This window comes from Clostridium sp. M62/1 (assembly GCF_020736365.1).
GTDB classification, from domain to species: domain Bacteria; phylum Bacillota; class Clostridia; order Lachnospirales; family Lachnospiraceae; genus Otoolea; species Otoolea saccharolyticum_A.
In genome coordinates this window covers 2350568-2363419 of the sequence record NZ_CP085988.1, presented here as the reverse complement: position 1 = coordinate 2363419, position 12852 = coordinate 2350568, and the positions used below count along the sequence as shown (strand labels likewise).

At 53.4% G+C, this 12852-nt stretch carries 10 protein-coding genes; 9 read left to right on the top strand and 1 reads right to left on the bottom strand.

Annotated elements, in window-relative coordinates:
* Positions 1-7: 7 nt before the first annotated feature.
* From plsX to LK436_RS11025, 8 genes are all read left to right on the top strand, one after another.
* Positions 8-1018, top strand: a complete 1011-nt coding sequence (gene plsX / locus LK436_RS11060; protein ID WP_008398374.1) for a phosphate acyltransferase PlsX — start codon at positions 8-10, stop codon at positions 1016-1018.
* 61 nt (positions 1019-1079) lie between these two features.
* Entirely contained in the window at positions 1080-1310 is a 231-nt protein-coding gene (acpP, locus tag LK436_RS11055; protein ID WP_008398373.1) for an acyl carrier protein, read from the top strand.
* An 83-nt stretch (positions 1311-1393) separates the two neighbouring features.
* On the top strand, positions 1394-2098 hold the full coding sequence (gene rnc / locus LK436_RS11050; protein WP_008398372.1) for a ribonuclease III: 705 nt from the start codon (positions 1394-1396) through the stop codon (positions 2096-2098).
* A gap of 8 nt (positions 2099-2106) precedes the next feature.
* Entirely contained in the window at positions 2107-5694 is a 3588-nt protein-coding gene (gene smc, locus LK436_RS11045; protein ID WP_008398371.1) for a chromosome segregation protein SMC, read from the top strand.
* 96 nt (positions 5695-5790) lie between these two features.
* Positions 5791-6726 (top strand): signal recognition particle-docking protein FtsY, encoded by a 936-nt coding sequence (ftsY, locus tag LK436_RS11040; protein WP_008398370.1) that lies wholly within the window; start codon positions 5791-5793, stop codon positions 6724-6726.
* Between the two features lie 192 nt (positions 6727-6918).
* The gene (ilvA, locus tag LK436_RS11035) at positions 6919-8169 is read left to right on the top strand and encodes a threonine ammonia-lyase (RefSeq protein WP_008398369.1); all 1251 of its coding nucleotides are present in this window, start codon (positions 6919-6921) and stop codon (positions 8167-8169) included.
* Positions 8170-8253: 84 nt separating this feature from the next.
* A complete protein-coding gene (locus tag LK436_RS11030; RefSeq protein ID WP_008398368.1) occupies positions 8254-9510 on the top strand; it encodes a chloride channel protein in 1257 nt (418 codons plus the stop codon).
* A 61-nt stretch (positions 9511-9571) separates the two neighbouring features.
* The gene (locus LK436_RS11025; protein WP_008398367.1) at positions 9572-10903 is read left to right on the top strand and encodes an amidohydrolase; all 1332 of its coding nucleotides are present in this window, start codon (positions 9572-9574) and stop codon (positions 10901-10903) included.
* Positions 10904-11001: 98 nt separating this feature from the next.
* Here LK436_RS11025 and LK436_RS11020 read toward each other — a convergent pair whose 3' ends face one another.
* Complete coding sequence (locus LK436_RS11020; RefSeq protein ID WP_021966000.1) at positions 11002-11955, bottom strand: carbohydrate kinase family protein; 954 nt, start codon at positions 11953-11955, stop codon at positions 11002-11004.
* Between the two features lie 281 nt (positions 11956-12236).
* Here LK436_RS11020 and LK436_RS11015 point away from each other — a divergent pair, with 281 nt between their 5' ends.
* Complete coding sequence (locus tag LK436_RS11015; protein WP_008398362.1) at positions 12237-12851, top strand: sugar O-acetyltransferase; 615 nt, start codon at positions 12237-12239, stop codon at positions 12849-12851.
* Position 12852: the final 1 nt, after the last annotated feature.

The following is a 12852-nucleotide window of genomic DNA, read 5'->3' as shown; positions in this document are numbered from 1 at the left end:
ATTTAAGATGATTCGAATAGCAGTAGATGCTATGGGAGGAGACAATGCGCCGGCGGAGCTTGTGGCAGGTGCTGTGGAGGCAGTCAGAGAAAAGAGCGAGATAAAAGTGCTTCTCATCGGCCAGGAAGAGGCTGTGAACAGGGAGCTTTCAAAGTATACATATAATAAGGAACAGATAGAGGTTATCGGAGCTTCTGAGGTGATTGCCACAGAGGAGCCTCCGGTAAACGCCATCAGGACAAAAAAGGATTCCTCTCTGGTAGTGGGAATGAATATGGTGCGCCGCAAAGAGGCAGATGCCCTTGTATCTGCGGGAAGCACGGGAGCCATCCTGGTAGGCGGACAGGTCCTGGTGGGCCGGATCAAGGGAGTGGAGCGGCCTCCGTTAGCTGTCCTGATCCCCACGGAGAGGGGAGTATCCCTGCTTTTAGACGGCGGGGCGAATGTGGATGCAAGGCCTTCCCACCTGGTTCAGTTTGCAAAGATGGGTTCTATCTATATGGAGCATGTGATGGGAGTCAAGAGTCCCAGCGTTGCCATTGTAAACATTGGAGCGGAGGAGGAGAAGGGAAATGCTCTTGTGAAGGAAACCTTTCCTCTCTTAAAGGAGTGCGGGGACATCCGCTTTACAGGCAGCATTGAGGCCAGAGAGATTCCTCACGGCGGAGCAGATGTGATTGTGGCTGAGGCCTTTGTGGGGAATGTAATCCTGAAGCTTTACGAGGGAGTGGGTGCCACCCTTCTTTCCAAGGTAAAGGAAGGAATGATGACGAGCCTTCGCTCAAAGATTGGGGCTCTGCTTGTAAAGCCTGCCTTAAAAGCGACCTTAAAGGATTTCGACGCCAGCCGCTTCGGCGGAGCGCCGCTTCTGGGACTTAAGGGTCTGGTTGTAAAAACCCATGGAAGCTCCAAGCGGACAGAGGTGAAAAATTCCATTATCCAGTGCCTTACCTTCACAGAGCAGAGGATAAATGAAAAAATCCTTGAAAGTCTGAAGGAGACAAAAGAAAATGCTTGATCTGCCGCAGGACAGTGTGTAAAATATACGCGAAGAAAAAGGGAAGGCAGGAAGGAAAACGATGGAATTTGAAAAATTGCAGAGCATTATCGCCGAAGTGCTGAATGCAGAGCCTGAGGAGATTAAAGCCTCCGCTTCGTTTGTGGATGACCTGGGAGCGGATTCCCTGGACATTTTTCAGATTGTGATGGGGATTGAGGAGGAGTTTGACATCGAGATCCCCGCAGATGCGGCAGAGAGAATTGCCACAGTGGGAGATGCGGCGCAGCAGATTCGGAATGCGTTAAATTAATACCATCTTAAAAGGAGCAGCTCTGGCGACGGGGCTGCTCCCATCATATAGAACCTGTTGACGGACAGGAACAGGAGGAAGTTATGCCAAGAGAACACTTTAGGGAGCTGGAGGATAAAATCCATTACTGCTTTAAGGATAAATCACTGATTGAGCTGGCCATGAGCCACAGTTCCTACGCCAATGAGAAGCATTTGGGAAAGCTGGGCTGCAACGAACGGCTGGAATTTCTGGGGGACGCTGTTCTGGAGATCGTGTCCAGCGATTTTCTTTTTCACCGATTCCCGGATATGCCGGAGGGAGACCTGACCAAGACCAGGGCCAGCATGGTCTGCGAGCCGACCCTGGCCTACTGTGCCGAGCAGATCGGTCTGGGGGGCTATCTGCTTTTGGGGAAAGGCGAGGATGCCACGGGAGGAAGGACGAGAAATTCTGTGGTTTCAGATGCCATGGAGGCTCTGATCGGCGCCATCTACCTGGACGGCGGCTTTTCCTGCGCGAAGGAGTTTATATTAAATTATGTCTTAAATGATATGGAGCATAAAAAGCTCTTCTATGACAGCAAGACCATTCTCCAGGAAATGGTGCAGGCGAGGGGAACAGAGCTTCTGTCCTATGAGCTTCTGAAAGAGGAGGGGCCGGATCACAATAAGACGTTTGAGGTGGCTGCCCTGATCGGAGAACGGGAAGTCAGCCGAGGGGCCGGCCGCACGAAAAAGGCTGCAGAGCAGATGGCTGCCTACCAGGCTATTTTAAAGCTGAAGCGAGAGGCTGGGGAAGGAATCTAAGGTAGCGTATGTATTTAAAGAGCATTGAAATTCAGGGATTCAAGTCGTTTGCCAATAAAATCCTCTTTGAATTCCACAACGGGATCACCGGCATCGTGGGCCCAAACGGAAGCGGGAAGAGCAATGTGGCGGACGCAGTGCGGTGGGTGCTTGGAGAGCAGAGGGCAAAGCAGCTTCGCGGCGGAACCATGCAGGATGTCATCTTCTCGGGAACCGAGATACGAAAGCCCCAGGGATTTGCCTATGTGGCGATCACCCTTGATAACTCTAATCACAGGCTGCCCATATCCTATGACCAGGTGACGGTGTCCAGACGTCTGTACCGTTCCGGCGAGAGCGAATACCGGATTAACGGCAGTGCCTGCCGCCTGAAGGATATCCAGGAACTCTTCTATGATACGGGTATCGGCAAGGAAGGATATTCCATTATCGGGCAGGGACAGATCGACCGGATTTTGAGCGGCAGGCCGGAAGAGCGCAGGGAGCTGTTCGACGAGGCTGCAGGAATCGTCAAATTTAAGAGGAGAAAGCTTATCGCCCAGAGAAAGCTCATGGATGAGGAGCAGAACCTGGTCAGAGTAAGTGATATTCTCTCAGAGCTGGAGAAACGGGTGGGGCCTCTGAAGACCCAGTCAGAGGCGGCAAAGGAGTACCTGCGGCTCAGAGAGGAGCTGAAAGGCGAGGATGCCAACCTGTTTTTACTGGAGCATAAGGCTTTGAATCTGCAGCTGAAGGAGCTGGAGGATAAGAAGCAGATAGTAAACGGAGATCTGGAGGATGCGAAGGAGAGTGCTGAAAAGCTCAAGCTGGATTATGAACGCCTGGAAAAAGAGGCAGAGGCTGTGGAGGAACAGCTTGCTGCAGGCAGAGAACAGCTTTCCAGAGCCGGTGTGATGAGGGAGAGCCTGGAGGGCCAGATTGCGGTCCTGGAGGAGCAGATCAACTCAGAGCGGATGAACGAGGAACACATTAAGAGCAGGTCTGCTGCGATCCTGGTGGAGCTTTCAGAAAAGGCTTCCCAGAGGGCTGAGTATGAAAAGCAGAAGGCAGAAGCCGGAAGGCAGGTTCAGGAAGCCGAAGCTGCCCTGAAAAGCGCTCAGAGCGAGCTGGAGGAATGGGAAAAACGCCTTCTTTCCATTTCCGGAGAGTCAGAGGCGGCAAAGGCTGTGATCATAAACGCCCTCAATGAGAAGGCCGGTCTTGCCGCCAGGAGCCAGCGCTATGAAACCATGCTGGAGCAGGTGGATGTGCGCCGCTCAGAGGTGATGCAGAAGCTCCTGCGATTTAAGAGCGACGAATCTGTTCAGGAGGAAGAGCTGAAAAAGGAGGAGGCCGTTCTCGCCGGAGTGGAGGAGGAGCTTGCCGCTCTCATCAGCCAGGAGGAGGCCAACGCCTGCCGTCTGACTGAGGCGGAGGATGAGGGCGCAGAGCTTGCAAGAAGGCTGAGCGCAGAGCAGCAGAAATACCACACCAGCCACACGAAGCTGGAATCCCTGCGAAATTTAGCAGAGCGGTATGAGGGTTATGGCACGAGCATCCGCCGCGTAATGGAACAGAAAAACAGAGTAAAGGGAATTCACGGCGTGGTAGCGGACCTGATTGCCACATCGAAACGATATGAGACAGCTATTGAGACGGCCCTCGGGGGAAGTATCCAGAACATTGTCACTGACCGGGAGGAGACAGCCAAGGAGCTGATTGAGTATCTGAAGAAAAACAGGTTCGGGCGGGCCACCTTTCTCCCTCTGACAGGAATCAGCGACAGAGGGGGCTTTACCCAGGAGAAGGCCCTGAGAGAACCCGGGGTTTTGGGGCTTGCCAGCGACCTGGTGGAGGTGAAGGACGAATACCAGGCACTTTCCAGGTACCTGCTAGGCCGTGTCGTGGTGGTAGATGGAATCGACAACGCCATTGCCCTGGCGAGAAAATTCAGGCATACGCTGCGGATTGTAACTCTGGAGGGAGAGCTTTTCAGCGCCGGAGGCTCTATGACAGGAGGTTCCTTTAAAAACAGCAGCAACCTTCTGGGACGCCAGAGGGAAATTGCAGAACTGGAAACAGCCTGCCGCTCTGCCCTGGAGGCGGTGGAGGAGCTCCACAAGTCCATAGCGGCCAACGAGGCTCTGCAGATCCAGCTTAAGGAGGAGGCAGAGCGCCTGAGGGGAGAAAAGCAGGAGGCCTTTCTCAGAAAAAATACCTCTGAGCTCAATCTTGAGCGGCTGGAGGGAAAAAGGCAGGAGATAGCGGAATCCTCCTCTGATCTGGTCATGGAGAGCCGCGAGCTGGAATTTCAGCTCCGGGAGATCAGAGAGAATACGGAAAAACTGTCAGAGGAGATGAGAAAGCTGGAGACCCTGCACGATGAGAAAACAGAGCTGGCAAATCGCCTGTCAGAAGAGCTTTCGAGAGCCCAGGAGAGCCGTGAGGCTGCGGCTGGCCGTCTTTCGGAGGCCCAGCTTTCGGAGGCGAATGTCCGGCAGCAGGACAGCTTTATCTCAGAAAATATCAGACGGCTGAAGAACGAGGAGGAGAGGCTCTGCGCCGAGCAGAGAGAGCTTGACAGCGGCAGCGGCAAGAGTGCTGAGGCGGTGGAGGAGAAAAAACGCCAGATTGACAGCATCAGAAAGCAGATCGGGGAGCAGGAGAAAGACACCGCGGCCATTCGGGAGAGCCTGTCGGAGCAGACAGCCAGAAAGGAGGAGCTGCTGGCAGGTCAGAAAGCCTTTTTTAAGAGCAGGGAGGAGCTGTCCGGCCGAATCAGCAGCCTGGACAGGGAGATGTTCCGCCTAGAAGGGCAGAGGGAGAGAGCTGCCGAGCGGATAGAGTCCAGAATCTCCTATATGTGGGACGAGTATGAACTGACTTACTCGGGAGCCTGCAGCCTGGCAAAGGAGGAGCCGGGGACTATCCCTGAAATCCACAGAAGCATTGACCGGCTGAAGGGAGAGATAAAAGCCCTCGGATCTGTCAATGTCAATGCCATCGAGGACTACAGGGAGGTGTCAGAGCGGTATGAGTTCCTGAACACTCAGCATCAGGATCTGGTGACAGCCAGAGAAACGCTCCTCAAGATTATCGAGGAACTGGATACGGGAATGCGTCTCCAGTTTGAGGAAAAGTTTGCACAGATCCGTCTGGAATTTGACAAGGTGTTTAAGGAACTGTTCGGCGGAGGTCACGGAACCCTGGTTCTCCAGGAGGATGAGGACATTCTGGAGGCGGGAATCCAGATCATTTCCCAGCCGCCGGGCAAGAAACTGCAGAACATGATGCAGCTTTCCGGCGGAGAGAAGGCGCTCACTGCCATCGCTCTTCTCTTTGCCATTCAGAATCTGAAGCCGTCGCCCTTCTGCCTGCTGGACGAGATTGAGGCGGCGCTTGATGATTCCAATGTGGACCGCTTTGCAAAGTATCTGCATAAGCTGACAAAATACACCCAGTTTATCGTGATCACCCACCGAAGGGGAACCATGGTTTCAGCTGACCGGCTGTATGGAATCACCATGCAGGAGAAGGGAGTTTCCACCCTCGTCTCCGTCAGCCTGGTGGAGAGCGAGCTGGAGGCCCAGGCGAAGGCGGGAAAGACGAGATTCTGATCCAGTATGGGGCAGGGGACAGATTGGAAACAATATTGAAATCAGACGGATTCAGCATTGAAAGAAATACCGGAATAACAGGAGGACACAGACAGTATGAGTGAGGGAAGAAAAGGCTTTTTCGGCCGCCTTGTGGAGGGACTGACCAAGACGAGAAATTCTATTGTGGCGGGAATCGATACGATTTTCAGCGGATTTTCCGCCATCGACGATGACTTTTACGAGGAGATCGAGGAAACGCTGATTATGGGAGATCTGGGAATCCAGACAACCATGGCGATTATGGAGGATCTGAGAGCAAAGGTAAAGGAGCACCATATCAAGGAGCCGTCAGACTGCAAGGAGCTTTTGATTGAAAGCATCCGTTCCCAGATGGATCTGGGGGAAAACGCCTATGAGTTTGAGAACAGAAAGTCGGTTGTGCTGGTCATCGGCGTCAACGGAGTGGGAAAGACTACCTCTGTGGGAAAGCTGGCCGGCCAGCTGAAAGGCCAGGGAAAGAAGGTGATTCTGGCTGCCGCAGATACCTTCCGCGCAGCGGCTATTGAGCAGCTCACAGAGTGGGCCAACCGGGCGGGAGTAGATTTGATTGCCCAGCAGGAGGGCTCCGATCCGGCGGCTGTCATCTACGACGCTATCGCCGCCGCCAAGTCAAGGCACGCGGACGTGCTGATCTGTGACACGGCCGGCCGCCTTCACAACAAGAAAAATCTCATGGAGGAGCTGAAGAAGATTAACCGCATCATTGACAAGGAGTTTCCGGAGGCTTACCGGGAAACGCTGGTAGTCTTAGACGGAACCACGGGTCAGAACGCTCTGTCACAGGCAAAGCAGTTTATGGAGGTGGCTGACATTACGGGAATTATCCTGACGAAGTTAGACGGAACAGCGAAGGGCGGAATTGCCGTGGCGATCCAGTCAGAGCTTGGGATTCCGGTAAAATACGTGGGAATCGGAGAAAAGATCGACGATCTCCAGAAATTCAATGCCAATGATTTCGTAAACGCTCTGTTCAATAAGACAAGTCAGTAGAGACTGGGCAATAGGTTTTCAAAACAGAATATACAGTCACGCTGATTTACATAATATTTTTATGTAAACAGATAAACTGCATAGAAACAGCAGATACGCAGAAACAGCAGATACGCAGAAACAGCGGCGCAGGACAAGAGAAGCCCTGTCTGAAGATGCCGCCCTTATATCAGAGAGGAGACTGGGAAAACGATGTGCGAGAAGGAAAAAAACGAGAAGAAGCTGACACTGGAGAAATTTGAGGAAGCGACTGAGGCAGTCAGCAGGGTCATAACCGAGACAAAGCTGGTCTACAGCGAGCATTTCTCCAACATGACGGGAAATAAAGTGTACTTTAAGCCGGAAAATATGCAGTACACAGGCGCCTACAAGGTCAGAGGAGCCTACTACAAGATCAGCACCCTGAGCGAGGAGGAGAAGAAAAAAGGCCTGATCACGGCGTCAGCCGGAAACCACGCCCAGGGCGTGGCCTATGCGGCGAAGCTGGCAGGGATCAAGGCCACCATTGTGATGCCCACCTCCACCCCTCTGATGAAGGTAAACCGCACCAGAAGCTACGGGGCAGAGGTGGTTCTGGAAGGCGACGTGTTTGATGAGGCCCTGGCCCACGCCTACAAGCTGGCGGATGAGCACGGCTATACTTTCGTCCATCCGTTCAATGATCTGGACGTAGCCACAGGACAGGGAACGATCGCCATGGAGATTATCAAAGAGCTTCCCACCGTTGACTATATTCTGGTTCCCATCGGCGGAGGCGGGCTGTGCACAGGCGTTTCCACCCTGGCCAAGCTCCTGAATCCGAAAATCAAGATCATCGGCGTGGAACCTGCAGGAGCCAACTGTATGCAGGAATCCCTGAAGGCTGGAAAGGTGGTCTCCCTTCCAAGCGTTAATACAATCGCAGACGGAACAGCTGTCCAGACTCCGGGAGATCTTCTGTTCCCCTATATCCAGGAAAACGTGGATAAAATTATCACCATCGAGGATTCAGAGCTGATTGTGGCTTTCCTGGATATGGTGGAGAACCACAAAATGATCGTGGAGAATTCCGGCCTTCTGACCGTGGCGGCTCTCCGGCATCTGGATGTCAGGAAGAAAAAGATTGTCTCGATTCTGAGCGGAGGCAATATGGACGTGATCACCATGGCCTCCATTGTCCAGCACGGCCTGATTCAGAGGGATCGGGTATTTACTGTTTCCGTGCTGCTGCCGGATAAGCCCGGCGAGCTGGCCAAGGTGGCTTCTCTTCTGGCTGAGCAGCAGGGCAATGTAATCAAGCTGGAGCACAATCAGTTTGTCAGCATCAACCGGAATGCGGCTGTGGAGCTTCGCATTACGCTGGAGGCCTTTGGCACGGAGCACAAAAACAGTATCGTAGCTGCATTAAATGACGCAGGCTACAGACCGAAATTAGTAAAGTCCAAAAGCATCTATGAAATGTAGCAGCAGCAAGCTGCATGAGAGCCCGGCTCACGGCGGGAACTATGAGCCGGGCAGACAAGGGACAGGCAAAGGCAGGGAACCTCTATGTATCAGCTGAATAAAAACACACCTATGGGAAAAAATCTCCACTATTTTGTCAAGTGGAGCGCAATTTCCGTCCTCATCGGTCTGTCCACCGGGCTGATCGGGACGGCATTCGGCCACTGTGTTCTGTGGGCCGGGAACTATTTCAGAACAAACAGGTGGAGTATATACTTCCTTCCTGTGACGGGGCTTCTGATTGTCTGGATATACCATATTCTTAAGGAGGACAAAAACAGGGGAACCAACATGGTGATCGAGTCCATCTACACGAACTCGGATATCAGCCTGGGCATGGCCCCTGCAGTTTTTCTGGGAACGGTGCTGACTCACTTTTCCGGCGGCTCGGCGGGAAGAGAGGGAGCTGCCCTTCAGATGGGAGGGAGCATAGGAAACCAGATCGGAAAGCTGATGAAGCTGGATGAGAAGGATAAAAAAATTGCTGTTATGTGCGGGATGAGCGGGGCCTTCGCCGCCCTGTTCGGAACTCCCATGGCAGCAGCTGTGTTTTCCATGGAGGTTATCAGCATCGGAGTCATGTACTATGCGGCTCTGGTCCCCTGCGTATTTTCCGCTTTCATCGGCGCGGCTGTGTCCAGCCATCTGGGGCTTAAGGCGGAGGCCTTTCCCATCGGAGAGATCCCTGAGTTCGGTCTTAAGATGGCGCTCCTGATCATCGTTCTGGGGCTTCTCTGCGCCCTGGTGTCGGAGCTGTTCTGCATCGTGCTCCACCGCACAGCCAGGATCTATGAAAAGTATTTTCCGACGCCGAACAAGCGGGTGATTGCAGGGGGCTTTCTCGTCATTGTCCTGACGATTCTGGTCGGGAATATTGACTATAACGGGAGCGGAATCCATCTGATTGAGCAGTGCTTCGAGGGGGAGGTGCGCTATGAGGCCTTCCTCTGGAAAATTCTGTTTACGGCGGTGACCCTGGAGGCAGGATTCAAGGGAGGCGAGATTGTGCCCACCTTCTGTATCGGAGCCACCTTCGGCTGCACATTTGCCATGCTGACCGGCCAGCCCCACGGACTGATGGCCGCCTGCGGCATGCTGGCCCTGTTTGTGGGCGTTACCAACTGCCCGATTTCCACGCTGCTTATCGGCTTTGAGATGTTTGGCTATGAGGCGATGCCCTACTTTGTCCTGTCCATCGCGGTGAGCTTCACGCTTTCCGGATATTACGGCCTCTATTCCAGCCAGAAGTTTGCCTACTCGAAAATCAGGACCGAGTATATCAACAGAAAGACCGAGACGTAAGAAGCAAAACCGGCGGAAGAGGACATAGTGAAAGAGGGAGAAATCCCGAAAGGAGAAGCGAATGAAGAAACTGATTAAAAATGTGACCGTGCTGACCATGGATGAGAAAAATAGCGTATACCGAAACGGCTATGTTCTGACAGAGGGAGGCCGGATCCTTGAAGCAGGGGAATGGGAAGACAGCTCTGAGAAAAATCTGCTTCAGAAGGGAGCAGAGGTGATTGACGGGCGGGGAGGAATCCTGCTTCCAGGACTTATCAACACCCACTGCCATGTGTCTATGATGCCCTTCAGAACCCTGGGAGATGACTGCGCAGACAGGCTCAGACGCTTCCTCTTCCCCCTGGAAAACGATGCCATGACAAGACGCCTGGTTCGCCTGGCGGCCCGGTACGGCATCTGTGAAATGCTTCTGGCAGGTGTCACCTCCTTCGTGGATATGTATTATTTCGAGGATGAGGTGGCAGAAGCCTGCGAGGAGCTGGGCATGAGAGGGTGGCTTGGAGAGACAGTCATCGGCCAGAAAACCTGCGACAGCGGCGAGCCCTACGGAGGGCTGGCCTACGGGGAGAATTTTATCCGCCAGTGGAAGGACAGTGAACTGGTTCATCCCCTTATCGCCCCCCACGCCACCTACAGCAATACCCCTGAAATGCTGGTGAAGTCCTATGAGCTGGCGTGCAGATATGACACCCTCTATACGCTTCACTCCAGTGAGATGGATTTTGAAATGGAGCAGTTTAAGAGTCAGGGAAAAACGCCCACCGAATTTCTGCATGAGCTGGGAGTTTTAAGCCGCAGAACGCTGCTGGCCCACTGTGTCTATATGACAGAGCATGATATGGACCTGCTGGCAGAGACAGGGGCGTCTGTCGCCCACTGTATCGGTTCCAACACAAAGGGAGGACGGGCAGTAGCGCCAGTCCCTGCCATGCTTAAGAGAAAGATCCCTGTGGGGCTTGGCACAGACGGCGCCTCCTCGGGAAATACCCTGGATCTTTTTACCCTGTTTAAACTCTTTGCCGATTTCCAGAAAACGGCTTACCATGACAGGAGCCTGTTCCCGGCCGACGGCATTGTGAAAATCGGAACCATGGGAGGGGCTCTGGCCCTGGGAGCCGGACAGGAGCTGGGCTCCATCGAGGCGGGAAAAAAGGCAGATCTGGTGATAGTGGAAACGGATTCCGTCAATATGTTTCCCTGCTATAATCCCTATTCGGCTCTGGTTTACTCTGCCAATGCATCGAATGTGGACACTGTGATGGTAAACGGGGAGCTTCTGGTGAGAGGAAAGCAGCTGGTGAAGGCGGATCTTCAGAAAATCCGCAGAGAGCTGGAACAGGAGATGGGACCATTTATGGAAGCAGCTAAGAAGTATGAAGATATGCTCTAGTTTTGAAAGGATGGCCGCAGTGTCAGAGCGCGAAGGACAGCGTTCAGACACTGCGGCCGTGTTTTTCTCAGACCTGTGGGGTTTCTGCTCCGCCGTTTTTATCGTTTCTGCTGCCCAAGAGCTGCCAGAAACTCCTCCTCAGACAGGGAGGCGCCCTGAACTTCCACGACGGCTGCGGCGATCCGGTTGGCGGTGCGGATGGCCTCTCTCATATCCTGCCCCAGGCTCAGGCATGCCATCAGAGTGCCGATGTGGGAATCTCCGGCTCCTATGGTGTCCGCAACCCGGGCCGGCTTTGAGGGCTCCAGATAGGAGAGGCCGTTTCGTTCGAGACAGTAGGTACCCTGTTCGCCCAGGGTGATGACAACCGTGTTCTTTGTCCGCTCAGAGAGGGCGCGGGCTGCATCTGTGACCGAAGAGCAGCCGGAGAGAGCGAAGGCCTCCGACTCATTGATATGGAGAATGGGATGGAGGGCGAAAATGCGCTCCGTTTTTTCCCTGCTGATCTGGATTCCTCTGGGGCCCGGGGCATAGAAGAGCTCCCGCTTTGGATGCTGCTCCAGATATTCAATCAGGCTGAGCCCGGTGGGCTCCTCAATTTCCAGCCCGCAGACATAAACCATGTCAAAGTCCGTATTCTCAAAGGGCTCCATCCATTTCTTGTCAAAGGTATATTCTGCCCCATGGCAGGACATAAAGGTTCTCTCCCCGCCCTTTTCTACCAGACAGTAGCAGCAGCCGTTTTCCCGGTCCGGCACATGGACGAAAACCTCAAAGCCCCGCTTTTTCAGCTCCTTTTCCACATATTCTCCGTAGAAGCCGGTGCCCACCGGGGAGATGAAGGTGAGGGGAGCGTTGAAAAGCCGGATCATGTTGGCCACATTGTAGGCGCAGCCGCCCAGGGACAGGGACTGGCCGGTGGGATGGATGTCCTCCTCCGTTCTGGGAAGGTGATCGATCTGGATGATAATGTCTACACAGGTGGAGCCGATCACGAGAATTTTTTTCCTGTTTAAGCGGTTTTCTCTTAAATCATCTGTATTTCTGTTCATCTATTTTCTCCTGATATATTCGCGAATTTCTGCACTTTGCCTGCCCTGTACTCCGCAGGAGGAACAGGGAAAACAGGCAGAAGACGTTTTCATTATACACAATGATCCCGGATCTGTCATTTGAATCAAGAAAAAATAAAGCAGGCCGGCGAAAGGACGGGATAGTAAAGGGCAGGAAAAAAATGAAAGTTTCTGTTAAATCCAGTGGCAGAAGGAAAAAAATATAGTATATTTATACGTGCAGACAAAACACTGAAAACAGAGAAAAGGACAGAAACGCGATGACAGAATATGAAAAAATGCTAAAGGGTGTTCTGTATGATCCGTCAGATGACTATCTGAGCCGTCTGAGAAGGGCTGCAAGGAAGGCCGCCAACCGCTATAACAGGACGGACGAGGACGAGGGCGCCACCCGCCGGGAGATTTTGGAGGAGCTTTTAGGCCATCTGGGCGCAGACACCTGTGTGGAGCCGAGTATCCGCTTTGACTATGGATGCAATACCTATATCGGCGATAACTGTTACTTTAATTTTGACAGCATTTTCCTTGACTGCGCGCCGATTCACATAGGAAATCAGGTGTTTGCCGGGCCGGGGCTGGCGCTTCTCACGCCGGTGCACCCGATGCTTGCCGGGGAGCGGAATGTGAGGACTGACCCGGAGGGGAGAAAATACAATCTGGAATACTGCCGTCCAATCACGATCGGGGACAATGTATGGCTGGGAGGAAGGGTGACCGTAAATCCCGGCGTCACGATTGGGCATGACACGGTGATCGGTTCCGGAAGCGTGGTGACCAGGGATATCCCTTCCGGCGTGTTTGCGGCGGGAAATCCCTGCCGGGTGATCCGGCCTCTCTCAAAAGACGACCGGATGCCCCCGGAAATGTACGTGTAAG